Annotated in this window: 24 protein-coding genes; 10 read left to right on the top strand and 14 right to left on the bottom strand. The window is 70.7% G+C overall.

Annotation, left to right across the window (positions count from 1 at the left end; translation table 11 throughout):
• Positions 1 to 7: 7 nt before the first annotated feature.
• From BC793_RS21710 to folP, 7 genes are all read right to left on the bottom strand, one after another.
• Positions 8 to 499, bottom strand: a complete 492-nt coding sequence (locus BC793_RS21710) for a hypothetical protein (protein ID WP_109595023.1) — start codon at positions 497 to 499, stop codon at positions 8 to 10.
• Between the two features lie 70 nt (positions 500 to 569).
• Positions 570 to 851, bottom strand: coding sequence for a hypothetical protein (locus BC793_RS21705; protein WP_239170219.1), 282 nt, complete (start codon positions 849 to 851; stop codon positions 570 to 572).
• A 16-nt stretch (positions 852 to 867) separates the two neighbouring features.
• The gene (locus BC793_RS21700; protein ID WP_109595019.1) at positions 868 to 2,103 is read right to left on the bottom strand and encodes an ABC transporter permease; all 1,236 of its coding nucleotides are present in this window, start codon (positions 2,101 to 2,103) and stop codon (positions 868 to 870) included.
• Positions 2,104 to 2,266: 163 nt separating this feature from the next.
• The gene (locus BC793_RS21695) at positions 2,267 to 2,734 is read right to left on the bottom strand and encodes a DUF3180 domain-containing protein (RefSeq protein ID WP_109595267.1); all 468 of its coding nucleotides are present in this window, start codon (positions 2,732 to 2,734) and stop codon (positions 2,267 to 2,269) included.
• A 59-nt stretch (positions 2,735 to 2,793) separates the two neighbouring features.
• Positions 2,794 to 3,321 (bottom strand): 2-amino-4-hydroxy-6-hydroxymethyldihydropteridine diphosphokinase, encoded by a 528-nt coding sequence (gene folK, locus BC793_RS21690; RefSeq protein ID WP_109595017.1) that lies wholly within the window; start codon positions 3,319 to 3,321, stop codon positions 2,794 to 2,796.
• A 28-nt stretch (positions 3,322 to 3,349) separates the two neighbouring features.
• On the bottom strand, positions 3,350 to 3,712 hold the full coding sequence (gene folB / locus BC793_RS21685) for a dihydroneopterin aldolase (protein WP_109595014.1): 363 nt from the start codon (positions 3,710 to 3,712) through the stop codon (positions 3,350 to 3,352).
• 94 nt (positions 3,713 to 3,806) lie between these two features.
• Complete coding sequence (gene folP, locus BC793_RS21680; protein ID WP_109595265.1) at positions 3,807 to 4,619, bottom strand: dihydropteroate synthase; 813 nt, start codon at positions 4,617 to 4,619, stop codon at positions 3,807 to 3,809.
• 362 nt (positions 4,620 to 4,981) lie between these two features.
• Here folP and BC793_RS21675 point away from each other — a divergent pair, with 362 nt between their 5' ends.
• The 7 genes from BC793_RS21675 to BC793_RS21645 are packed head-to-tail and all read left to right on the top strand — an operon-like array spanning position 4,982 to position 13,117.
• Positions 4,982 to 5,245 carry a hypothetical protein gene (locus BC793_RS21675; protein ID WP_109595012.1) on the top strand — a complete coding sequence of 88 codons (264 nt, stop codon included), beginning with the start codon at positions 4,982 to 4,984 and terminating at the stop codon, positions 5,243 to 5,245.
• A gap of 1 nt (position 5,246) precedes the next feature.
• Positions 5,247 to 5,609, top strand: coding sequence for a hypothetical protein (locus BC793_RS21670; RefSeq protein ID WP_109595010.1), 363 nt, complete (start codon positions 5,247 to 5,249; stop codon positions 5,607 to 5,609).
• Positions 5,610 to 5,646: 37 nt separating this feature from the next.
• Positions 5,647 to 8,925, top strand: a complete 3,279-nt coding sequence (locus BC793_RS21665) for an ATP-binding protein (protein ID WP_109595008.1) — start codon at positions 5,647 to 5,649, stop codon at positions 8,923 to 8,925.
• A gap of 1 nt (position 8,926) precedes the next feature.
• A complete protein-coding gene (locus BC793_RS21660; RefSeq protein WP_109595006.1) occupies positions 8,927 to 10,855 on the top strand; it encodes a DMT family transporter in 1,929 nt (642 codons plus the stop codon).
• Positions 10,856 to 10,860: 5 nt separating this feature from the next.
• A complete protein-coding gene (locus BC793_RS21655) occupies positions 10,861 to 11,403 on the top strand; it encodes a hypothetical protein (protein ID WP_109595005.1) in 543 nt (180 codons plus the stop codon).
• The gene (locus tag BC793_RS21650) at positions 11,400 to 12,518 is read left to right on the top strand and encodes a M23 family metallopeptidase (RefSeq protein WP_109595003.1); all 1,119 of its coding nucleotides are present in this window, start codon (positions 11,400 to 11,402) and stop codon (positions 12,516 to 12,518) included. The genes BC793_RS21655 and BC793_RS21650 overlap by 4 nt, the downstream gene beginning before the upstream one ends.
• A complete protein-coding gene (locus BC793_RS21645; protein ID WP_109595001.1) occupies positions 12,515 to 13,117 on the top strand; it encodes a hypothetical protein in 603 nt (200 codons plus the stop codon). The genes BC793_RS21650 and BC793_RS21645 overlap by 4 nt, the downstream gene beginning before the upstream one ends.
• A gap of 3 nt (positions 13,118 to 13,120) precedes the next feature.
• On the opposite strand, the gene BC793_RS21640 is transcribed toward BC793_RS21645, so the two are convergent.
• The 5 genes from BC793_RS21640 to BC793_RS21620 all read right to left on the bottom strand — a co-directional run bounded on the left by BC793_RS21640 (position 13,121) and on the right by BC793_RS21620 (position 15,793).
• The gene (locus BC793_RS21640) at positions 13,121 to 13,627 is read right to left on the bottom strand and encodes a hypothetical protein (RefSeq protein WP_239170220.1); all 507 of its coding nucleotides are present in this window, start codon (positions 13,625 to 13,627) and stop codon (positions 13,121 to 13,123) included.
• 130 nt (positions 13,628 to 13,757) lie between these two features.
• Positions 13,758 to 14,042, bottom strand: a complete 285-nt coding sequence (locus BC793_RS21635) for a hypothetical protein (protein WP_109594999.1) — start codon at positions 14,040 to 14,042, stop codon at positions 13,758 to 13,760.
• A 17-nt stretch (positions 14,043 to 14,059) separates the two neighbouring features.
• The gene (locus BC793_RS21630; protein ID WP_109594997.1) at positions 14,060 to 15,055 is read right to left on the bottom strand and encodes a WXG100-like domain-containing protein; all 996 of its coding nucleotides are present in this window, start codon (positions 15,053 to 15,055) and stop codon (positions 14,060 to 14,062) included.
• A gap of 37 nt (positions 15,056 to 15,092) precedes the next feature.
• Positions 15,093 to 15,452, bottom strand: a complete 360-nt coding sequence (locus BC793_RS21625) for a hypothetical protein (RefSeq protein WP_109594995.1) — start codon at positions 15,450 to 15,452, stop codon at positions 15,093 to 15,095.
• On the bottom strand, positions 15,449 to 15,793 hold the full coding sequence (locus BC793_RS21620) for a hypothetical protein (RefSeq protein WP_109594993.1): 345 nt from the start codon (positions 15,791 to 15,793) through the stop codon (positions 15,449 to 15,451). The genes BC793_RS21625 and BC793_RS21620 overlap by 4 nt, the downstream gene beginning before the upstream one ends.
• Before the next feature lie 195 nt (positions 15,794 to 15,988).
• Here BC793_RS21620 and BC793_RS21615 point away from each other — a divergent pair, with 195 nt between their 5' ends.
• From BC793_RS21615 to BC793_RS21605, 3 genes are read left to right on the top strand one after another with little or no spacing between them, the layout of a single operon-like run.
• On the top strand, positions 15,989 to 18,583 hold the full coding sequence (locus tag BC793_RS21615) for an FtsK/SpoIIIE domain-containing protein (protein ID WP_109594991.1): 2,595 nt from the start codon (positions 15,989 to 15,991) through the stop codon (positions 18,581 to 18,583).
• On the top strand, positions 18,580 to 19,260 hold the full coding sequence (locus BC793_RS21610; protein WP_109594989.1) for a hypothetical protein: 681 nt from the start codon (positions 18,580 to 18,582) through the stop codon (positions 19,258 to 19,260). Before BC793_RS21615 ends, BC793_RS21610 begins: the two co-directional genes overlap by 4 nt.
• Before the next feature lie 12 nt (positions 19,261 to 19,272).
• Positions 19,273 to 19,533, top strand: coding sequence for a hypothetical protein (locus BC793_RS21605; RefSeq protein WP_109594987.1), 261 nt, complete (start codon positions 19,273 to 19,275; stop codon positions 19,531 to 19,533).
• 153 nt (positions 19,534 to 19,686) lie between these two features.
• Here BC793_RS21605 and folE read toward each other — a convergent pair whose 3' ends face one another.
• A complete protein-coding gene (gene folE, locus BC793_RS21600) occupies positions 19,687 to 20,325 on the bottom strand; it encodes a GTP cyclohydrolase I FolE (protein ID WP_239170221.1) in 639 nt (212 codons plus the stop codon).
• 5 nt (positions 20,326 to 20,330) lie between these two features.
• Positions 20,331 to 22,346 carry an ATP-dependent zinc metalloprotease FtsH gene (ftsH, locus tag BC793_RS21595; RefSeq protein ID WP_109595260.1) on the bottom strand — a complete coding sequence of 672 codons (2,016 nt, stop codon included), beginning with the start codon at positions 22,344 to 22,346 and terminating at the stop codon, positions 20,331 to 20,333.
• Positions 22,347 to 22,551: the final 205 nt, after the last annotated feature.

Genomic DNA, 22,551 nt, shown 5'->3' with positions numbered 1-22,551 from the left:
CCACTGGTCAGCGGGTACCGCGCCAGCCGCCGAGGGAGGCCAGACCGACGATCCAGCCGACGAAGAAGCCGTACCCGGCGCCGGATCCGGCCGCGTTGAAGGCGCCCAGCAGCGACGGGTTGGTGAGGAACAGGGTGGCCAGGAGCGCGGCGAACGCGCCCGCGAAGATGTACGCGGCCCAGCCGGCCAGGAACTGGCTGACCGTGCCGCGGGCCCGGGCCAGTTGGGAGCCGGGCAGCAGGTAGAGGAAGACGAAGGTCAGGACGACCACGAGGATCGCCTTGAGGTCGCCGACGATCACGTCACGGAGCGAGTCGTCGGTGTCGAAACTCCACGACGGCCAGGCCAGCAGCCGCAGCCACCAGCCACCGGCCGTGTTCGGGTTCGTGTTGTCCTGGGCCCAGTCCGAATACCACGGACTGCCGAAGACCAGGACGAGTATGAGCGCGGCGAGAGTACCCGCACCGGGTGCGGACTTGTAACGGTTTCCGAGAGCCATTCCCAGCTTTTTCCCAGCCGGGTCCGGCTTTCAAACGACAGCCGTCACTACCTGCTCGAACGTCCCGACACTACCTGCTCAGATAGTCGATGAACGCGGCACGTAGCAGCGGTTCCCGGTCGCCGAGGTCGCGGCCCTCGAACTCGCGCCACAGGGCGACGGCCTCGTCGACGGTCGGGCCGATCGAGTTCGGCGCACCGTCCAGGGAGGCGGCGTCACCGGCGTCCGGCAGGTTCTTGAACACCGACCAGAAGAAGCCCACGTCGTGCTTGGCGCGGGCCTTGGCGAAGGCCTGCTCCCGCAGCGACTCGGTGGTCAGGGCGTCCAGTTCGGCGAAGCTGGGCGAGGTCATGTCCGAAAGCATACTTTCAGCGGGTGGCGCCCCACGGGCCGTCGTCCCATCGGTCGCTGCGGGGTGCCGGGGTGGCCGGGGTGTTCCAGGTCTCCGGCAGGGTCGGCGACCAGTTCGCGCCGCCGGACGGTGCCGCGTTCCAGTCCTCGCCGGCACGCGAGGCGTACGGGCTGCCGTACGACTCGACGAAGCGGGTCACCACCAGACCGGCGGCGAAGACGGTGCCGGCGATCGCGAACAGCGCGATGTCCAGGTCGCGGAGGTTCTGGTACCGCAGGAACAGGGTGAGCGCGGTGACCGCGAACAGGGTGCCGAAGATGCCGCCGCGCCGACCGTACGCACTGGTGCCGGCGAGCAGGGCCAGGCCCATCGCGATGCCGGTCCACTCGAACCCGGTCCCCGGGACGATCGGGCCGTCCGCGCCGGCCGCGATCAGCACCCCGGCGCCGGTGGCGAACAGCGAGGACACGACGAGCGTGAGGATGGCCGGTACCGCGGCCGCGGTACTGCGGCGCTGGGCCGGGTCGCCGGTCGGGCGCATCCGGCCGAGGAACCGGCGCACCGGGCCGAGCGCGCCGAGCGCCGCACCCAGCACGGCGAGCACCGCGAACGCTCCGAACAGCACGAACGCCTGGCTGGTCGGATCCCAGTCGCCCTGCACGGCCACCGGCTCGGGACGCAGCTGGACGTAGACGATGACACCGCAGGAGGCGGCCAGCGTGGCGGCCCAGGCGGGCACGTGCAGGACGGTCACGATCAGGCCGGCCACGAGACCACCGGCCGCGGCGAGGATCAGCGCGGGGACCACGGCCTGGGCCAGTCCCTTGTCGCTGTTCTCCGCATACTGCATGGCGGCGGCCAGGGCGATCGGGCCGAGCGCGAGGTTGGGCACGCCGGCCCGCAGGGTGAGGCCCGCGCCGAGGGTGAGCAGCCCGATCGCGGCGCCGGTGACGAGCAGCGCGTCCAGAGCCGGCCGCTCGAGGGCCGCCGGGTCCTCGCGCTGGAGCAGGAACCCGAGGACCGCGGCGAGGACCAGGAGGATGACCTCCCAGCCGAGGTGGATGCCGAGCCGGTCGCGCCCGTCCTCCTCCACCGCGGGGATCGCCCCGGTCGTGGTCACCGGGTTCTTGAGGGACTGGTCGAGCGTGGTGCCGGCGGTATCGTCGTACTGCACCCGTCGCCGGTAGGCGGCCGGATCGGGATCGGTCGTCTCGTCGCCGGGCCGGCGGAAGGTGGTGTCGTCGTACGCCATGGTCCGCGCCTCCTTACGCCTCCACGAGCGGTCCGAGGCGCACGCTACTCCTGGCTCATCCCCGCCCGCCGCAAAGCATACGGAAACGAGACCCGCTCAGTTCAGAGCGGAATATCGTTCGAAGATCGTCAACGGACTATGGCCGACGGAACCGTCGACGAGGTCACCGCCGGGGCGTCGGCCGGTCCGAGTCGTCGTCCTCGCGGTCGGGCCGGTCCGGGACGCGGCAGGCCCGCTCCAGCCAGAGTGCGGCGGCGATCAGGGCGATCGCGGTGACCAGCGTGGTCGCCGCGGTCGGCACGCTCGACCCGGCCTCCTTGGTCGGCTCCAGCAGCAGCCAGATCAGCAGCCCGGCGGAGAACCCGGCGGACAGGGCGCCGACGAGCGAGGAGGCCTTGGCCAGGGCGGCGAAGCGGGCGACGGCCAGCGGCTGGACCGGGAGCGCGCCGGGCCTGCGCTCGATCCGGGCCGCGGTGTTCTGCGCCAGGTAGGCCTCGGCGATCGCCAGCACACCGAGCACGCCGGCACCGGTCCACGGCAACGGCGAGATCCGGTAGAAGAGGTCGTTGGTGGAGATCAGCAGCCAGGCCACCGCGGCGGCGGCGAGGGCGGCCACCACCAGCGTCGACATGCTCGTCGGCCGCAGCGAGGGATCGGTGTTCCGCGGGGATCCGGGGTCCGGGTTGACGCTCACTCCATCGACTCTAACGACAGCTCCGGACAGAGCGTGACACCGGCGACGTCGGCCGCCACCTCCGGCGACGTCAGCAGCGCGGCGATCGGGCCGTACCCGGGCAGTTCGGCGTCCGGCCGCACGGCGTGCCACGGCACCAGCACGAAGGCCCGCAGGTGGGCACGCGGGTGCGGCAGGGTGAGTTCGGGGTCGCCGCTGACGACCGGGGTGCCGTCGTCCGACCAGACGGCGATGACGTCCACGTCCAGGGTGCGCGGCCCGAAGCGGCGGTCCGGGTCGCGGACGCGGCCCCCGGCCGCCTCGCACGCCCGGGCGCGGGTCAGCCAGTCCCGGGCGGTCGCGGTCCGATCCTCGACCAGGACCACGGCATTGAGGTACGGCGGTTGGGCGCCGTCTCCCCAGGGCGGCGTCCGATAGACCCCGGAGACTCCGACGACGGCCGTGCCCAGTCGTTCGACGGCGGCGCGGAGGTGGGCGTGGGAGTCGCCCAGGTTGCCGCCGATCGAGAGGACCGCCCCGGTCATGACGCGGCCCCGCCGGGCTGCCGACCGCTCACGACCGGCTCCGGCGCAGGGTGACCGCCACGTCGGCGAACTCGTGCGGGATCGGTGCCTGTGGTTTGTGCACGGTGACCTCCGCGGACTCGACCCGGGCATCGGCCAGGCAGACGTCCAGCAGCCGGTCGGCGAGGCGTTCCAGCAGATTGACCGGTTCGCCGGTGAGCACGCCGACCAGTGCGGTCGCCAGCTCACCGTAGTGAACGGTGTCGGCCACGTCGTCGCTGCCCGCCGCCGGGCCCAGGTCGAGATCGAGGGTGACGTCCACGACGAAGTCCTGGCCCTCCGCACGCTCGAAGTCGTAGACACCGTGGTGGCCCCGGGCCCGCAGGCCGGTCAGCGTGATCCGTCCGGTCATCTCTTCTCCCCGGTGTCGGTCGGCCCGCCGAGGGTCGTGGCCGCGCGGGACGGACCAGGCCGGGCGGGAGCGGTGGTTCGCGGTCGGGGGCGGCTCACGGCGTACCGCGGAATCGTGGGGAACCCGTCGCCCGCCAGACGGCGAGCGCGTCCGCGGTCGCGCCCACCTGGTGGACCCGGACGCCCCAGGCGCCGGAGGCGACCGCCAGCAGTGAGGTGGCGAGGGTGGCCGCCTCGCGGCCGTCGACCGGCCGCGGCATGCCGTCCGGACCGGCCAGCAGACGACCCAGATAGGTCTTGCGGCTCGCCGCGAAGAGAACCGGGAAGCCGAGGCCGACAAGAGCGTCCAGGTGGGCGCTGAGCGCCCAGTTGTGCTCGGGCAGCTTCGCGAAACCGAGTCCCGGGTCGAGGACGATCAGGCCGGGGTCGACGCCGGCCGCGATCGCCGCGTCGGCCCGCTCCCGCAACTCGTCGCGGACCTCGGCGACCACGTCGTGATAGACGGCCAGTCGCTGCATGTCGCGCGAGTGACCGCGCCAGTGCATCAGGATCCAGGGGCAGCCGGCCGCGGCCGCGACCGCCGCCATGCCGGGGTCGGCGAGTCCGCCGGAGACGTCGTTGATCACCACGGCGCCGGCGGCGAGGGCGGCCTCGGCGACCGCCGCACGGGTGGTGTCGATACTGACCGGTACGCCCTGGGCGAACAGCCGCTCGATCACCGGTACGACCCGGGCGATCTCGGTCGCCGCGTCGACCCGCTCGGCACCCGGCCGGGTGGATTCTCCGCCCACGTCGATGACGTGCGCGCCTTCCTGAAAAAGTCCGACGCCGTGCTGAACCGCGGCGTCGACGTCGGTGTATCTACCACCGTCAGAGAAGGAGTCCGGCGTCACGTTGAGGACACCCATCACGACCGGGTGATCCACACGTAGCAGATCAGCCCCCGTGAGCTGCGCGTCTGTCGGCGAATTGGACACAGGTGAAGGGTACGGGGCAGCAGTGATTCGAACAGGCGTACGATGCCATGTGACTGTGAATCACGCACTCCTTCACCTTGGGTAACGAAACGGGCGCTTGTTGCTCGCAAGTACGAGCCGTACTCTTCGGATCTGGGCATCATGAAGTGACCGAAGAGAGCAGAGACGAGCATGGCAGTGCCCGAACGACTCACTCGACGCGGTGAGTCAGAGGTAGCACCATATGGGCGTTGCCGTACGGCTTCACAACTGCAGCGTGTCCGTACCCCCCACGGACACCGGGAGGTTTACCGATGATCGCCACCGAGTTCCTCATCCTGGCGGCCGAGCCGGCAGGCAACATCAATACCGAAGGCATCGTCACCTTCTTCGCGAGCAACATCGCACCGATCCTGCTCGCCGTGCTCGGCGTCATCTTCATCGGCCGGGCCAGCCGTGGCGAGATCTCGAAGGTCCTCACCAGCTCGGCGATCGCGATCGTGGGCCTGGCGTTCATCGCCGGCGCCGCGACGCTGTTCTTCGTCGGCGAGTCGATCATCGACCTGATCTTCAACTGAGATGCGGCTCCGGACCGACGACGACATCTACCGGGCGCGCCTGGTCTACCTCGGCCCGCCCGGTTACACCCTGCCCGTCCATCTGCCCTACGCGCAGTACGGGATGTTCGTGGTCCTGGTGCCGCTCTTCATGGCGATCCACTATGCGCTGACCCTCGAGTTCGACCCGTTTCCGGCCTGGGAGATCGCCCTGGCCATGGTGACGACGTCGTACGTTTTCCGGCATGTCGACCCGGACCGTCCGGCTCGCGTCGTCATCCGTACCGCGCTCACCGACTGGCGCCGCACCCGCGAGCCCGCCGTGGAGCAGCGCGATCCCAGGCTTGTCGCCACTCGCATCCGGGTTCGGGAGGAGTTGGTATGACCAGTTGCCAGGTCGTCCGCGCACGTGAGGCCCACGCATGACCGGAACGTATCCGCACGGGCATCCCCGGGCGGCCGCCTCGTCCCCGGGCAGGCAGAGTAACGGTGTGCGTTCGGACAACTACTCCTCGCCTGATTCGCTCGACGACGCGGAAGACCTCGTCGCCGCGCCGGGACACGGTGGAGTGGGCGTATTCCAGGCGCCACAACCCGTGCGGCCGCGCGCCACCGTCGTCGACTCCAGTATGGACATCGACTCGCCGTTCCTGGACCTGTTCGGTGGAGCCGCTGTTCCCCGTACGAGTGATCCGCAAACCCCGGCCGCCCCGCCGGCGGCCTCCGCGCCCCCGGCTCCCGTGCCGGTCCCGTTGCCGGTACCGGTGCCAGTCCCGGTGCCAGTCCCGGTCCCGGTCCCGGACAGCGCGCCCTTCACGCGGGCGCCCGCCGGACCCGAGCCGGACTTCTTCCGGGAGAACGGGCACGCCGCCGCGCCGGCACCCGTCGATCCCGATCCGGTCGACGACGACGACCACGAGTGGACCGACTTCGAGGAGTGGCCGCCGCCCGCCGCGCAGCCGCCCGCTCTCTGGCAGCAGCCCGAGCCGGTGCAGGCCCCGGTTCCGCTTCCGGTCCCCGCGCCCGCCCCGGCACCGCTGCCGGTCCCCCCGCCGGAGAAGGCGCCGGCCCGGCGCTCCGAGAAGGCACCGGCCCGTCGCAAGGAGAAGAAGGAGCCGAAAGCGGCCCCGCTGCGGCCGCAGAAGCTCAAGTTCAAGGACCGCGATCCCTCGGTCGAACTGGCCGTCAGCGAGATCGCCGGGCACCTGACCTTCACCCAGAGCACCGTGACGGCGTGGTATCACCTGCCCGAGGTGCGCTGGGCGTTCCGGCCCGACGCCGAGCGGGAGGCGCTGCTCAGCGCCATCTCCGAGCAGTATGCGGGCCTCGCCGGCTTCCGCCTGCACCTGCGCCGCACCACCCGCCCCTTCCCGGCCGACGAGTGGGCCCGCACGGTCGACTCGTTCACCCCCAAGCCGCTGCCCGACGTGCACGGCGCCACCTCCTGGTCCGATCACCTGGTCGCGGCACAGCGGCACCTGCTGTCGGTCAACCACGCCGAGGGGCAGACGTTCCTCGGCGTGACGTTCGCCCGGCGCTCGCTCGGCGACACGTTCACCGAGCGGATCCTGCGGGCCTTCGGCAAGGGCACCTCCGACGGTGAGCGCCGCAAGCTCGGCCGGACCGTCGAGCAGTTCGACGAGGTGCTCAACGCGTTCGGCATGCGCGGCCGGCGGGTCACCCCCCAGGAACTGGAGTGGCTGCTCTACCGCTCGGTGGCGCTCGGCATGGCCCCGCCCGGACTGCTCTCCCCGGTCACCAACGGGCACTGGGAGACCGGCGACCTGCTCGCGCTCACCGAGGCGGTCGAGCGGTACCGGACGCCGTACGGGTCGACGGTGAAGCTGGTCAACCGGATGTCCGGCGAGGAGCGGCACGTCGCCGTCCTCTCCGTCGGCCGGATGGAGCCGCTGGAGATCCCGGAGAAGCACGAGCCGTGGATGCACTTCCACGAACGGCTCCCGTGGCCGATGGAGCTCTCCTCGCGGATCGACATCCTCGGCTCCAACAGCTCGTTCAAGAATCTCGAGCACCGGCTCCGGATGATCCGGTCCCAGCAGCTCGACTACGCCGAGCACGGCATCGACGCTCCGCCCGAGCTGGAGCGCCTCGCCAAGCGGGCGCTGGTGATCGGCGACGAGATGACCACCGGGCTGCCGACCGACTCCGCCCGCGCGCACGGCTGGCACCGGCTGGCGGTCAGCGGCGCGACCCGCGAGGAATGCCTCGAACGCGCCCGGCGGCTCATCCAGCTCTACTCCCGGGAGCTGCGGATCTCCCTGCAACACCCGAAGAACCAGGACCAGCTGGCGCGGGAGTTCATCCCGGGCGAGCCGATCGCCAACACCGGCTACGTCCGCCGGATGCCGGTCAAGCTGATGGCCGCGGCCCTGCCCCAGGCGGCGTCCACGGTCGGTGACCGGCGCGGCGACCTGATCGGGCGGACCGCGGGCACCTGCCGCCGGCCGGTCTTCCTCGACCTGCACTTCCCGATGGAGGTACGGGAGCGTTCCGGGCTCGGCGTGCTGGTCGCCGAGCCGGGTGGTGGCAAGTCGACCCTGATGGGCGCCCTCGGCTACCTCAACGCCCGCCGTGGCGTCCAGGTGACCCTGCTCGACCCGTCCGGACCGCTCGCCCGGCTCTGCCAGATGCCGGAGCTGCGGCCGTACAGCCGGGTCCTCAACCTGACCGGCTCCGAGCAGGGGACACTCGCACCCTACTCGCTCATCCCGACGCCGGTGCGGTCCGAGTTCCCGACCGGGCCGACCGGCGACCGGGAGTTCGAGATCGCGGTCTCCAACGCCCGCGCCGAACGCCGCATGCTCGTCCAGGACATCTGCTCGATGCTGGTGCCGCCGCAGGTGGCCAAGGAGGCGTCCACCGCCACCCTGCTGCGCCACGCGGTGCGCCAGGTGCCGGCCGAGGAGACGTCGACCCTCGACGACGTCGTGCGTACCCTGCAGGCCCTCGACAACGATGAGGGCAAGGAACTGGCCAACCTGCTCCTCGACACCGCCGAGATGCCGCTGGCGCTGCTCTTCTTCGGCCACCCGCCGGCGCACCTGCTCGGCGCCGACGCGGCCCTCACCGTGATCACCATGGCCGGGCTGCGACTGCCCGACCTGAAGATCGAACGCGAGTACTGGTCCGCGGAGGAATCCCTGGCCCTGCCGATGCTGCACACCGCCCACCGGCTGGCGGTCCGCCGCTGCTACGGCGGATCGATGGCCTCCCGCAAGATGGTCGGCCTGGACGAGGCCCACTTCATGGAGGGCTGGCGCTCCGGCCGGTCCTTCCTGGTCCGGCTCGCCCGCGACTCCCGGAAATGGAACCTGGCCGCCTTCGTGGCCTCCCAGAACCCGCGCGACATCCTCGGCCTCGACGTGCAGAACCTCGTCTCCACCGTCTTCGTCGGCCGGATCGCCGAGGACCAGGAGATCGCCTCCGAGGCACTACGGCTTTTGCGGGTCCCCGTCCACGACGGGTATGAGGCGACGCTCGCGTCGCTCTCCCAGGTCGACTCCGCCTCCCAGCACCGGCTCGGCTTCCGAGAGTTCGTGATGCGGGACGTGGACGGCCGGGTCCAGAAGGTGCGCGTCGACGTGTCGTACGTCGACGGACTGCTCGAACACCTGGACACGACACCGGGCGTGGCGCCGCCGACGACGGCTGTGTCACTTCCGTCCGACCTGGAGGTTTGAGATGGTGCGGCGGGGGCTGGCGTTTCTGGCGGCGTTGCTCGTGCTGACGGTGGCGTCGATAGCGTGGGCGGTCGCCACACCGGCAGCGGCGGCGGCCGCCCCGCCGGCTCAGGTCCCCGGCGGCGCCTGCAGCGTCGAGGAGTGGCAGCAGAACTTCAAGGGCTGCGTGGACCGGCTCGCCGAGGTCGTCGACACCCGCGTCGGATGTCTCAACCCGCCGACGCCGAACACCCCGGACTCGGGGCTCGCCGGCTGGTTCGCCGAACGCCCCGCCTCGTCCACCAAGAACAGCTTCCCCGGCATCTACAGCGACTACGGCTACGCCGGCTACACCTTCGTCACCTATGACCTGGAGGGTGGCTGCGCGTCGCCCATCGTCGACGCGGATCAGAAGTTCGAGACCACCATCGCCAACGGCGAGTTCATGATCGCCACCGCGGTGATCGGGGCCTCGAACGCTCTCCGGGAGCGCGCCTGGAACCCGGAGACCCTGTGGGGCTGGGCCGATCCGCTGGTCGACCAGGCCACCAAGGCCGTCTACCAGAAGGTGTTCACCGTCTTCGGCGTGGTCACCCTCGCCGTGGTCGGCCTCTACCTGCTCTGGCGGTCCCGGCAGGCGGAGATGGGCGCCGCGACGACCACGGCCGGCTGGGCGATCTTCATCATGGTCGTGGTCACGGCCATCGCGGCGTGGCCGGTGCAGTCCGCCAAGCTCGCCGATCAGAGCCTGATCACCTCGCTCAGCGTCGTCCATGATGCGGTGGGACCGCAGCCCAAGGAACTGGTCGGCGAGTGCGCGCTCGGGCCGGAGGCCTGCAAGGACAACCGCCCGCCCGCGGTACGTGCGAGTGACACCGCGACCGAGACCATGCTCTACCGCAACTGGCTGCGCGGGGTCCTCGGCTCCGCCGACAGCGAGACCGCGAAGAAGTATGGGCCGGCGCTATACGACGCCCGCTCACTTCGGTGGGACGAGGTGGAGAAGATCCGTTCCAACCCGGCTACCCGCGATGCGACGCTGGAACGGAAGAAGACCCAGTGGATGAAGGTCGCCGAGCAGATTCGGACCGAGAATCCCGAGGCCTACGAATACCTTCAAGGTGCCAAAGGCATGGAACGGGTCGGCGCCGGCTTCATCGCGATGCTGGCGGCGTTCATGTACGCGATGTTCGACATCACCGCGTCTATCCTCGTCCTTCTCGGCTTCCTGATCTTCCGCTGGGCCGTGATCGCGGCGCCGATCCTGGGCACCATCGGTCTCCTGCGACCCGCGAGCGGCGGTGTCCGACGGCTGGGTAACGCGGTGGTCGCCGCAATCTTCAACATCGCCATCTTCGGCACCGGGGCGGCGATCTACCTGTTCGCCGTCGACCTGGTGATGAACACCGCGAGTCTGGCCGGCTGGCTCCAGGTGGTCCTGGTCTGGCTGTGCGGCGTGGTCGGCTGGCTGCTGCTCCGGCCGTACCGCCGGATCACCCAGCTCGGTGGCAAGGACGGCGCCGGCACCATCGCCTCCGGCGGATCCTGGCACCGGCGGTTCTTCCGCGACATGCGCGAGGCCGCGAAGCTGGAGGTCGCCGAGGGCGGCGGCACCCGCGAGCCGACCTTCGGCAAGGGCATGCTCGAACAGCGCAGCCTCCGGCCGGAGGCGCGCCTGGAGGATGCCTCGACCGTTCCGCGCCGCGAGGTCGAGGTCGTTCCCGCCGCGGCCCCGACCCGTCCGGACGGCAACGAGACGGTAGGCGATCAGAGCCCGGCGCCCGTGACGGCCGAAAAGGATCGGGCCACCCCGGCCCGCGCCCGCGGCGGCTCCGGCTGGACCGAACCCGATGTCTCCGAGCGGCCCGCCTCCTACGCGATCTACCGGCCCGAAACCGGGGCGACAAGTGAGGAGCCGGCCAGCCCGCGGGTACGTTCCGAGGCACGGTGAGTGGAATGTCCGGGCTGATCACACGCACCCTCAACGGGATCTTCCGCTCCCGCTGGGGAGTCGCCATCGTCCTCGGTGCCATCGTGCTGGCGGTCGTCGGGATCGGGCGGCTCTTCTCGGACGGGGCGGCCACCGCGCCCCTGGGCGGGAGCAGTCCGGCACCGGCGATCAGCATCGATCCGTTGGACGACGACAGCATCGCCTCGTCCGATCCGCCGCCGACCCCGAAGACCGAGCCCGGGCGGGCGCAACCGGAAGCGGTGGCGTACGCGTTCGCCTCCGCCTGGGTCGACCACAGCGACATCACCGCGAAGAAATGGCTGAGCCGCCTCCAGCCCAACGCCACACAGACCCTCACCGAGCAGCTGCGGGGAGTCGACCCGGCCGCGGTGCCGGCCGACCGGGTGATCGGTAAGCCCAGCCTGGTCGCGGTCAGCGACACCCTGGTGAACGCGACCGTGACGATGGACAACGGCAGGCTGGTCCTGCGGATGGTGGCGCCGGACGGCGCCTGGCTGGTCGACGGCATCGACTGGGTGCCGGCATGAGCCTCCGGCGCCCGCGCAAGGCGGTCCTCATGGTCGCCCTGGTCGTCACGCTCGCTCTGCTCTGCTGCGGTGGCAGTGTCACCCTCCTGCTCTGGAACGGGCTGCGCAACGACAGCGGCGACCGTTTCATCAACGCCTCGCTGGCCTGCGGAAAGGGCGGAGCGCTCGACCCGGACACCGCCCTGCCGGAGATCAGTCCCTACGACACGGGACAGATCCGCAACGCGGCGATCATCATCAACGTCGGGGCGGACATGAGCCTGCCGCCGCGGGCGTGGGTGATCGCGGTCGCGACCGCGATGCAGGAGTCCAATCTGAACAACCTCGGGCATCTCGGCGAGCGGAACGACCACGACTCGCAGGGCCTCTTCCAACAGCGGCCGAGTTCCGGGTGGGGATCACCGAAGCAGGTCCGCGACCCGATCTACGCGAGCACCAAGTTCTACGCGAAGCTCAAGACGGTCCGGGGCTGGGAGAAGATGGCCCTGACCAGAGCCGCTCAGGCGGTGCAGATCAGCGCCTATCCCGACGCGTACGCCAAGCACGAACCGGTGGCGACGCAGATCGTCAACCTGCTCGCCAACGGCGCCGCCAACGCCGTGGGTGATTCGGTGACACCGCAGTGCGCCGTGTCCGGAGCGATCGCCGCGTCGGGCTGGACCATTCCGCTGAAGGGCCCGGTCGGCTCCGGGTTCCGGACCGCCTCCCGCCCCAGCCACCAGGGTGTCGACATCAGCGTGGACAAGTACCGGCCGATCTATGCGGTGGCCAGCGGCACGGTCTCGGTGGTCAAGTGCGACGAGGACTTCCGCGGCCGCAAGTCCTGCAATGTGGACGGCTACCCGGGTAAGGGCGGCTGCGGGTGGATGGTCGAGATCGTCCATGCGGGCAACGTGATGACACGCTACTGTCACCTGGTGCAACAGCCCTTCGTGCGGAGAAACCAGCAGGTCGTGGCGGGTGAGCAGATCGGGCGCGTCGGCAGCAGCGGCAACTCGTCCGGCCCGCACCTCCACTTCGAGGTGCACCTGGGCAACGACCGGTCGAGCACGGGCGCGGTCGACCCGGTCCAGTTCATGCAGGGGCAGGGCGCCCCGTTGGGCAACGAGGGATGAGCAGCGGATCGATGCCGGACCCGTTCAGCGGCCGGCGTGACGGAGCGCTGGACTCGCCCCGTCCGATAGTGCCCACCCCGGCGACCATGGCCGGCGATCTGCGCGGCCGACGCGTCCTCGTCGGGCTGCCCGGCCACGGCTGGCGGGGTGATCTCCGGGCCGACGAGAAGGTGATACAGGGCAGCCGCACGTACGTTCCGGTGATGCCCGAGTCGGAGTGGTACCGCGCGGAGGCCGAACGTACCGAGGTCTTCGCGGCCCTGGTCCCCGTCGAGCGGGTGTGGGTCGAGGAGCTGGGCTTCGCCGGCACCACGACACCCGGTGCGAAGGTGAATCAGCTGGTCTCCCTCGACGAGCCGCCCCGCCGCCCGCCGGTGTCCGCCATCGACGCCGACACGCTGACCGGCCGCCGGGTGACACAGATCCTCGATGACGGCAACGAACGGCGTGATCTCCGGGCGGTGACCGAGTCGCACGTCAGCGACGACGGGACGGTCAGCGTGCGGGTGGCGCAGGAGCTCGACTGGTACCGCTGGGGCTGGAGCGGCAAGCTGCCCCGCACGCTCGAGGTGCCCGCGCACCTGGTCTGGGTCGAGTAGTACTCAGCCGATCTTCGTGGCTCCGCAGACACGCCACCCGTCCTCTTCCACCACCGCGAACTGCCAAGAGGTGCTGTCCCGGCCGGCCCGGCCGGAGATCGTGCGCGTCAGATCCGCGCTCACGGTGCCACTGGTTCCCGTGACGTTGACGTCCAGACTCGACCAGGTGACCGAGATACCGACCGCAAAGTCCTTCTCCCGTTTCACCGTGTCATCCCGGAACTGCACGATCTGCTGAAAATCACCGCCCGATTTGCACTGGTAGAGCAGCGCCTCCTGATCGTTCCTGGCCACCAACGTCGCCGCCAGGAAGCTGTCCACCACCGCGTCCGGCTCGGTCCGCTTGACCTCGGTGGCCTCGTCGTAGAGAACGAAGAAGGCGCCCACCCCGCCCACGCACAGCAGAGCCAGGAACCCACCGGTCAGAGCGAGAGCCAGCCGGGCCCGGCGGCTCTGGAGACGCCCTCGCCGCACACCCGGCCGGCTCCCCGGCGGTGCCGGCTTGATCACGGCCTCACCATCCGTCCGGGGCGCCGGTGGCGTGAAGCCGGCGTCGGTCTCAGGCTCTCGCGGTCCCATGTGTACGACAGTAGTTCGTCCACCGGCCCCGTCCATGATCGACATAGCGCGTGGGCCGTCATCATCCCCGATCGAGGGTGATGAACTCGGTCTCGGATCCCCAGTACCGAAGCACCTCGACCACCGCGTCCTTGATGACGGTGAGATCCGCCGCCGGGATCGGCTCGCCGTCCTCCCAGGCCGGAATCACCGGCAGATAGATCCCGTGACTTCCGATCCCCCGATCGACCGGCAGAATCATGCTGCGGCCCCGGTAGTCGGCCCGCAGAGTCTCCCGGTCGACGCTGCGCAGCACCACGCCCGTGTCCGTCCGCGCAGCCTGGCTGCGGATGTTCTCGACGCCCATCCCATCTCCGTCCGACGTCACGCTTCGGGATCGATGACACCAATCTTCGTCACTGCGGGATTCCGATCCAAGGCCGGCCTCTCCACGGTGTTCCAGATGCTGTTCACCCGCGGGTTGTGCGACCAGGCCGTCACCTCGCCCTGAGCGCCTTCGGCGTACCTCTCGGAAAGCCTTGCCCAGACCCCTTCGGCCTGGTCGGACCGGATCGGCGAGCGATCCTCGAAGAGGAGCATGTCGTCGAATCGTGAGCCGCCCGGCGTCTGTTCCAGTGTCACCCGGGTGACGCCGTCGGTGTGTTTCTCGGCGATCTCACGCATCCGGGTACCGTCCTCGAGCTTCCCGGAGTAGAAGTTGGCGCCGTCGACCGGGCTGCGGACGTCGGCTCGTTCGACCTCACGCATGAGCCGGTGGAATTCGGAGTTCTGGCCGAAATGGCGGGCCAGTTGCCCGGCGTGCTGAGCCGCGGCTTTGGTCCCGGCGGTGCGCAGCAGCGCCGCCGCCTGGGTGAACATGTCCGCGATCTCGCCCTCGACGACCTGTAGCGCCTTGTGGACGAGTTGCCGGCACGCGACCCTGCTGGCGGCGACGAAGATCGGGATCTCGGCGAGGGTGACGCCGGCCGTCGCGACGGAGGTGGCGAGCGCCTGACCGACCTGGAAGGCAAGGAGGGTGAGCTGGGCGAGGTAGGCGGTCTTGAGGGCGACGGTGACGCCGGCCATGGCGATGAGGCCGGCGCCGATGAGTTCGACGGCGGTGGCGGCGTCGTCGAGGTGCCGCCCGGGCCCGTCCTCACTGTTCCACCACTGTTCGAAGGCGTCCACGGAGGCGCCCTCGTTCTCCAGCCAGACCCGGCGGGCGGCTGTGTCGGCCTCGACCGCGTGCCGGCGCAGCCGGGTGGCGTGTTCGATCCAGGCGAGGCCGTCGGCGTGCAGGCGGTCCTCGTCGGCCTGCGGCCAGCTGAGCCCGAGCCAGGACAGCGGCTCGGTGAGCTCAGCGGGCAGCTCGATGGTCATGACGGCCCCCCGGGGCGCGAGGCGGCCGGCTCCATGGTCATGACGGGCTCCCGGGGCGCGAGGCGGCCGGCGCGGTGGCCGTGACCGGTTCCGCGGTGAGCCGGGCGGCGGCTTCGGCGTCGACCGCGGCGATGGCGCGGGCCTGGGTGTGCAGGTCGATGGCGGCCTCGCCGATCTGCTGGACGTGGCTGCCGAGCGCCTGCAGGGCATGGCCGAGCACGGACTGGTAGGCGAGGGCGAACATGCTGCCGCTCTCGTCGTCACCCCAGGGCGCGGCCGGTCCGGTGACGGTGGTCTCCAGGGCGGCGATGTCGTCGGCCATCCGCTGGGCGATCCCGGCGAGGGCACTGCCGGCGGCGGCCACGGTCTGCGGGTCGAGATGCACGCGTACGTTCATCGCCGGCCCGCCCGCCGGGAGAGGTCGTGCAGGGCCGCGGAGATCTCCGCGAAGCGCCGTTCGGCCGCGGTGTTGACGTCGGCGACGGATGCCTCGAAGTCGGGTACCGGCAGGCCGCCCTGGGCCGCGGTGATGGCGTCGAAGAGGGCGGTGCGCAGTTCCTCGACGGTGAGTTCGGTGACCTGCGGGTCGAGGACGACGTCCCACAGCCGGCCGGTGCCGTCGAGTTCGATGCGGACGAGCCCGTCGGCTCCCTCCCCGACGGAGGCGATGTAGTCGGGGGAGGTTTCCGCCTCCCGGGTGGATCGGGCGTGCTCGTCGTACCCCTGGGTGACGTCCATCTCGGCCTCCCTTCGTGCGGTTCCTGTGCAAGCGAGTACCGCTGTTACACGCTCCGAGTTCAAACCGGCACGCAACGTTTCGCCGGAAGTCGAGATTGGACGGATGCGGCCGGGTCCGGCACGAAAGTCACACCGGGTACGCAACGCGGTGACCGGACGGGTCTGGGATAGGTTTTATTCCGCGGACAGGAGGTGATGGCAGTGGCGGATTCGACTCTGCGGGTCCGGCAGGCCGCTGCTCTACACCGGCAGGCGGTGGCGACGGCGGATGCTGCCGCGGTCGCACTGGAGGCGTTCGCGCCGGCCGCTGCCGACCCGCGTGAGCAGCATCGCCTCGCCGACAGATTGCGGGCGGCCGCGGCGCAGCTGGCGCCGGGCTGGCTGGGCTCGACGCTGGGTGCCCTGTCGACGGTGGCGCCGCTCGGCGGGACGGCCATTCCGCAGTTCGTGCGGGTGGGCCTGGCCCAGCCGCTGGACGACGTGCGGTTCCCGGCGGTGGTGCCGCTGCTGGGCACCGGCCATCTGACGGTCGACGCGTCGGCCACCGATCCGCGGGTGTTCGGGCTGCTGCGGTCGCTGCTGCTGCGCCTGCTGGCGACCGCTCCGGCGGGCTCGCTGCTGGTGCGTGCGGTGGACGGTGTGGGCGGCGGCGCGGTGTTCGCGCCGTTCGAGGAGCTGGCCGATGCCGGTCTGATGTCACCGCCGGCCACCGATCGCCAGGGTCTGCGCGACGTGCTGGCCGAGGCGGAGAAATGGCTGCGCCCGGCGCGGGCCGGGGCGGGCCGGCGGACCCGGCGTGACCGGGTCCTGCTGGTGGTGATCGCGAGCCTGCCGGAGATGACCGAGGGCGAGGAGCTGCGGCGGATCGCGGCGCTGGCCCAGCAGGGCCCCGACTCGGGGCTGCACCTGATCGTGGCGGGCTGGCCACCACCCCCGCTGACCGCCGAGACGACGCAGGCGCCGCTGCCGCGGACGACGGCCATCTCGGTGCGTAACCCGTATGCGATCGTCGGCGATTCGCCCGGCGGCACGTTCGGGTCGGCGCCGGAGACGCGGTGGCTGAACGCTCCGGTGTTCCTGGACGAGGATCCCCCGCCGCATCTGATCGACGCGGTCTGCCGGGAGCTGGCGGCCGATTCGGCGGAGGCGTCCCGGGTGGCGCTGGCCGATCTGCTGCCGGAGCCGGCCGAGGAGCTGTGGTCGCAGGACGCGGCGGCCGGTGTGGAGACCGTGGTGGGACATCACGGTGACGTGCCGCTGGTGCTGCGGTTCAACGACCTCACCCCGCACTGGATGGTGGGTGGCCGGTCGGGTGCCGGCAAGACGGCTTTCCTGATCAACGTGCTCTACGGGCTGGGCGCCCGCTACAGCCCCGACCAGTTGGCGCTCTACCTGCTGGACTTCAAGGAGGGCGTGTCGTTCTCCGAGTTCGTGCCGACCCAGCGGGACCGGACGTGGCTGCCGCACGCGCGGGCCGTCGGCGTCGAGTCCGACCGGGAGTACGGCCTGGCCGTTCTGCGTGAGCTGGACGCCGAGATGGGCCGCCGGTCGCTGGCGTACAAGCGGGCCGGGGTGTCGCGTTTCGCGGATCTGCGGGCGGTCGCCGAGGAGGAGGGCCGGGGCCGTCCGATGCCCCGGGTCCTGTGTGTGATCGACGAGTTCCAGGTGCTCCTGGCGGGTAACGACCCGATGGCCGCCGAGGCGGTGGCGCTGCTGGAGTCACTGGCGCGCAAGGGCCGGTCGTATGGGATACATCTGGTCCTGGCCAGCCAGACGGTGCTGGGTGTCGAGGCGCTGTATGCCAAGCGCGACTCGATCTTCGGTCAGTTCCCGGTCCGGATCGCGCTGCCGGGTGGCGGTGACGTGCTGGAGCCCACCAACGACTCGGCGGCGGGCCTGCCGATGGGCAGCGCGGTGGTGAACACGGCGGGCGGCCTGGGCGGTCCCCGGGGCGCGACCCGCGGGCACGAGCGGGTGGTCCGGTTCCCCGATCCGCACGCCGACCAGACGCTGCTCAGTGACCTGCGGCACCGGCTGTGGACCGGCCGGGACCCGGAGTCGCAGCCGCCGAAGGTCTTCGCGGGTTACGCGCAGCAGCATCTGGCCGACGACCCGACCTATCGGGCGGCGCTGGCGGGCCGGGTGGCCCGGCCGGCCGCGATGCTGGGCCGGGTGATCGACGTGGCGCTGTCGACGGCCGCGTTCCCGGTCGACTCGTCGCCGGGCCGGCATCTGGCGATCCTGGGCTCCCAGACGGCCGGCGCAGAGGCGCTGGACGCGGCGGCCCGCAGCCTCGCCGCCTGTCATCCGCCGCGGACCGCCCGGTTCGTGATCGCGTCGCTGGTGGCCGAGGGGGACGCACGGGCGGCGGCGCTGACCGCCGAGGTCGGGCACCGGCAGGACGTCGAGGTCGTCGACGCCGCCGGTCTGGCCGCTGAGCTCGCCGCGGACCGCCCCGGGTACCGCGTGGTGTTCGGGATGGACGCGGCTCCTCCGGGCACGCTGGGCGGCCTGCGGCAGCTGTTGCGGGAGGGCCCGAGCCACGGGGCGCATCTGCTGTCGTGGTGGCGCGGTGTGCGCCGGTTCAGTGAGGAGACGGGCGGCAGCATGGGCCGGGAGGACGTGGCCGGGCTGCTCTTCCTGAACGTGCCGCAGTCCGAGGTGTCGCTGCTGCTGGGCCGGCCGGTGGACTGGCAGCCCCGGGCCAACCGCGCGTTGCTGCACGACAGGCACGCCGACCGCACGGTGACCGTGGTCCCGTTCGTAGACCCGGAGAGTGACGAGCCGTGACCGAGCAGGCCGAACAGCACGGTGTGATCCCGGTGCAGACGGGGCCGCCCGTGCCGGGCCCGTGGGAGGAGTACCTGGCTGCCGCGCAGGAGCTGGACGCGGTGCGCCGTGCGGCGAGTTCGGTGGCCGGGGAGCATGCCGCGACGGTCGCTGCCGCGCGGCAGGAGCTGACCTCGGTGCGGGCGCGGCTGGCACCGCAACGGGCGAGGCTGGCACGCGATTTCCGCGTACCGGAGAATGATCTGATGCCGCACCCGGCGGACCAGGCGGCGGCGATGGAGCGGGTGGCCGGTGGGCCGCCGGCCGTCCTGTCGGCGCTGCGCGAGGCCCGGGCCACCGCGGACGCCGCGGACAATGCCTTCGTCGGGCCCGGTCCGACCGGTCCGGAGCGGCCGTGGGCGCGCAACCTGGTGGTGTACGGGCCGTTCGCCGTCGCGGTGCTGCTGGTGCAGGTGCTGCTGTTCGTGGTGGCCCCGTCCGGGTCACCGTCGACGCCGGCGCTGCTGTGCGGGTTGAGCATACCGCTGCTGGCGTTCGGGCTCGGCTGGGCGACGATCGGGTTCGTCTACGGCGGTGAGGGTGTGCCGGTCGACCGGACGCCGGTGGTGGGCCTGATCACGTGCCTGACGCCGGTGCTGCTGACCTGCGCCGGCACCGGCCTCGAGGCGCTTTTCTAGAGAGGGGACGCGGTGGCGAACGTCGAAGAGGTCAAGGTCAACGTGGCTGCCACGGTGGACGGTGCGCAGCGGGCCGTCGCCGGGATCAAGGCGGTGTCCGACCAGCTGGACGAGGCGCTGGCCCGACTACGGGTGACCGCGGTGGGTTCGTTCCATCCGGCCGCGGCGGCCGCGATCGCGCAGCTGGAGCAGGCCCGGACCCGGCTGGACGAGTCGGTACAGCTCACCCACGCGGCGATCGACTCGGCCAACCAGTTCCGCAGCACGATCTGACCCCCGCTCCGGGCAGGACCCCCGCTCCAGGCAGGGAGAAGGCCGGCCCTGCGGGCGCGGAGAGCGGCCCGCCGGCACGGAAGAGGCCGGCCAGCGGCCCGCCGGCATGGAAAAGGCCGGCCCGCGGGTGCGGACCGGCCTTGACGAGGCTGTTCAGCGGGCGTTTATCAACGCCATCACTTCGGCGCGGACCTTGCCGTCGGTCTGGAAGCCACCGCGGACCGCGCTCGTGACGGTACGGGCGCCGGCCTTCCGGATGCCGCGCATCTCCATGCAGAGGTGCTCGCATTCCAGGACGACGATCGCGCCGCGGGCACCGAGCTGCGCCATCAGCAGGTCGGCGATCTGCGACGTGAGGCGTTCCTGGACCTGCGGGCGGCGTGCGAAGACCTCGACGAGCCGGGCCAGTTTCGACAGGCCGGTGATGCGCCCGTCGGTGCCGGGGATGTAGCCGATGTGCGCCACACCCTTGAACGGCAGCAGGTGGTGCTCGCACATGCTGTGCAGCTCGATGTCACGGACCAGGACGAGTTCCTCGTGGTCCGCCTCGAACGTGGTGGTGAGCACGGTGGCCGGGTCGACCCGGAGCCCCGCGAAGAGTTCGGCGTAGGCCCGCGCGACCCGGGCCGGCGTCCGTTGAAGCCCGTCACGGTCCGGGTCCTCACCGACGGCGATGAGGATCTCCCGGACCGCTTTCTCGATCCGCCCGAGGTCGACGGCCTGCTCGACCGGTGTACCGGTGAGCTTGCCGTCGACCAGCCGGGCGGCGAGATAGTCGAGTTCATCCGACAAGTTGATCAGTTGCTGCTTTCCGAACCGTTCGCATTCGGGTTGTGCCCGACCGCGATCTGCCCGTCGGCCTCGGCCTGAGCCTTCAACTTCTCCCGCTCGGCGGGGGTGACCACCGGCGGTGCCTCGGAGGGGAGCCGCTTGCCGAAGCCGTTGAACGGCGACATCGGCGGGCGCTTGGCCACCCGGGCACAGATCCGGTTCATGTCGTCCTGAGTGATGGTTTCCTTCTCCATCAGCTCGAGGACCATGCTGTCGAGCACGTCGCGGTACTCGACGAGGATCTCCCACGCCTCGTCGTGCGCCAGCTCGATCAGGGCCCGGACCTCGCCGTCGATGTCGGCGGCGACCGCGTCCGAGTACGACTTCTCGTGCCCCATGCTGCGGCCCATGAACGGCTCGTCGCCGGTGGTGCCGTACTTCACGGCGCCCAGCTTGGAGCTCATGCCGTACTGCGTGACCATGGCCTTGGCGAGGTTGGTCGCCTTCTCGATGTCGTTGCCGGCGCCGGTGGTGGGCTCGTGGAAGACGAGCTCCTCGGCGGCCCGGCCACCCAGCGCGTACGCCAGGGTGTCGATCATCTCGGCCCGGGTCTGCGTGTACTTGTCCTCGGTCGGCAGGACCAGCGTGTGACCCAGCGAGCGGCCACGCGGCAGGATCGTCACCTTGTGCACCGGTGCGGAGTGCGGCAGAGCGTAGGCGACCAGCGCGTGTCCACCCTCGTGGTACGCGGTGATCTTCTTTTCCTTGTCGCTCATCGCCCGGGTGCGGCGCTCGGGGCCGGCGATGACCCGGTCGATCGCCTCTTCGAGGTACTCGTTGGAGATCGCCCGCTTCTCGTGCCGGGCGGTCAGCAGCGCGGCCTCGTTGATCACGTTGGCCAGGTCGGCGCCGGAGAAACCGGGCGTGCGGCGGGCCACCGAGTCGAGGTCGACGTCGGGCGTGAACGGCTTGCCCTTGGCGTGCACCCGCAGGATCGCCTTGCGGCCCTCCATGTCCGGGTTGTCCACCGGGATCTGCCGGTCGAAACGGCCCGGGCGCAGCAGCGCGGGGTCGAGGATGTCGGGCCGGTTGGTGGCCGCGATCAGAATCACGCCGCCCTTGGTGTCGAAGCCGTCCATCTCGACGAGCAGCTGGTTGAGCGTCTGCTCACGCTCGTCGTGGCCACCGCCCATGCCGGCGCCACGGTGCCGGCCCACGGCGTCGATCTCGTCGACGAAGACGATCGCCGGAGCGTTCGACTTCGCCTGCTCGAACAGGTCGCGGACCCGGCTGGCACCGACACCGACGAACATCTCGACGAAGTCGGAACCGGAGATGGAGTAGAACGGCACACCGGCCTCACCGGCGACGGCCCGGGCGAGCAGCGTCTTACCGGTACCCGGGGAGCCGAAGAGCAGCACACCCTTCGGGATCTTGGCGCCGAGAGCCTGATACTTCGTGGGGTTCTGCAGGAAGTCCTTGATCTCCTGCAGCTCCTCGACCGCCTCGTCGGCACCCGCCACGTCGGCGAAGGTCGTCTTCGGCGTGTCCTTGGTGATCATCTTCGCCTTGGACTTGCCGAAGTTGAGCACCCGGGAGCCGCCACCCTGCATCTGCGACATGAACAGCAGCAGGAGGACCACGAGAATCGCGATCGGCAGCAGGTTGATCAGAATGCTGAGCAGAATGTTGTCGCCGGAGACCGAGACGTCGACCGGGCCGGTCACGAACTTCTGGGCCCTGGCCTGCTCGGCTTTCGCGAAGACCTCGTCGGTCAGCTCATAGGGATACTGAGCCTCGATCTGTTTGGTGGACTTGCCGTCGAACGTCTCCGAGTTGGCGAGATCGATCTGGAGCGTCTGCTCCTTGTCCTTCTGGACGATCTTCTCGATACCGGCGCTGTTCAAACGGTCAAGCGCAACCGATGTCTCGACCCTCTGGTAGCTCGGACCACTGGTGAAGAGCATGCTCAGCCCGAGTACGCCGATGATCACCAGAATGATCCAGACCACCGGGCGGCGGAAGAAACGCGTACGTTCCATACTGTTGTCGGGCGCCAAGCGCCCGGACCCTCCTGATCGGCCGTCCTGGTCACCTCAACGTCGCCGCCCACCGGCGGCTGCCGAGGCCGTTTCCGGCCCCAGCCCCTCCGGCGCTTGTGACACCACGCCATCGGTCACTCGACCGTACACCGTAGGTACCGACTACGAACCCGTGAGCCCGCAGGGCGAACTAGGCATACGCCCG

The organism is Actinoplanes xinjiangensis, assembly GCF_003148685.1.
Lineage (GTDB): Bacteria > Actinomycetota > Actinomycetes > Mycobacteriales > Micromonosporaceae > Actinoplanes > Actinoplanes xinjiangensis.
The sequence above is the reverse complement of the archived record's forward strand: the minus strand, read 5'-3'. Positions and strand labels throughout refer to the sequence as shown.

Coding starts and splice junctions, on each gene's coding strand:
- BC793_RS21630 (WP_109594997.1), bottom strand. CDS start 15,055: ATGACCATCGAGCTGCCCGCTGAGCTCACCGAGCCGCTGTCCTGGCTC.
- ftsH (WP_109595260.1), bottom strand. CDS start 22,346: ATGGAACGTACGCGTTTCTTCCGCCGCCCGGTGGTCTGGATCATTCTG.
- BC793_RS21635 (WP_109594999.1), bottom strand. CDS start 14,042: ATGGGCGTCGAGAACATCCGCAGCCAGGCTGCGCGGACGGACACGGGC.
- BC793_RS21700 (WP_109595019.1), bottom strand. CDS start 2,103: ATGGCGTACGACGACACCACCTTCCGCCGGCCCGGCGACGAGACGACC.
- BC793_RS21620 (WP_109594993.1), bottom strand. CDS start 15,793: ATGGACGTCACCCAGGGGTACGACGAGCACGCCCGATCCACCCGGGAG.
- BC793_RS21615 (WP_109594991.1), top strand. CDS start 15,989: ATGGCAGTGGCGGATTCGACTCTGCGGGTCCGGCAGGCCGCTGCTCTA.
- BC793_RS21660 (WP_109595006.1), top strand. CDS start 8,927: ATGGTGCGGCGGGGGCTGGCGTTTCTGGCGGCGTTGCTCGTGCTGACG.
- BC793_RS21670 (WP_109595010.1), top strand. CDS start 5,247: ATGCGGCTCCGGACCGACGACGACATCTACCGGGCGCGCCTGGTCTAC.
- BC793_RS21655 (WP_109595005.1), top strand. CDS start 10,861: ATGTCCGGGCTGATCACACGCACCCTCAACGGGATCTTCCGCTCCCGC.
- BC793_RS21625 (WP_109594995.1), bottom strand. CDS start 15,452: ATGAACGTACGCGTGCATCTCGACCCGCAGACCGTGGCCGCCGCCGGC.
- BC793_RS21650 (WP_109595003.1), top strand. CDS start 11,400: ATGAGCCTCCGGCGCCCGCGCAAGGCGGTCCTCATGGTCGCCCTGGTC.
- folK (WP_109595017.1), bottom strand. CDS start 3,321: ATGACCGGGGCGGTCCTCTCGATCGGCGGCAACCTGGGCGACTCCCAC.
- BC793_RS21705 (WP_239170219.1), bottom strand. CDS start 851: ATGACCTCGCCCAGCTTCGCCGAACTGGACGCCCTGACCACCGAGTCG.
- BC793_RS21695 (WP_109595267.1), bottom strand. CDS start 2,734: ATGTCGACGCTGGTGGTGGCCGCCCTCGCCGCCGCCGCGGTGGCCTGG.
- folP (WP_109595265.1), bottom strand. CDS start 4,619: ATGGGTGTCCTCAACGTGACGCCGGACTCCTTCTCTGACGGTGGTAGA.
- BC793_RS21665 (WP_109595008.1), top strand. CDS start 5,647: ATGACCGGAACGTATCCGCACGGGCATCCCCGGGCGGCCGCCTCGTCC.
- BC793_RS21645 (WP_109595001.1), top strand. CDS start 12,515: ATGAGCAGCGGATCGATGCCGGACCCGTTCAGCGGCCGGCGTGACGGA.
- folB (WP_109595014.1), bottom strand. CDS start 3,712: ATGACCGGACGGATCACGCTGACCGGCCTGCGGGCCCGGGGCCACCAC.
- BC793_RS21675 (WP_109595012.1), top strand. CDS start 4,982: ATGATCGCCACCGAGTTCCTCATCCTGGCGGCCGAGCCGGCAGGCAAC.
- BC793_RS21710 (WP_109595023.1), bottom strand. CDS start 499: ATGGCTCTCGGAAACCGTTACAAGTCCGCACCCGGTGCGGGTACTCTC.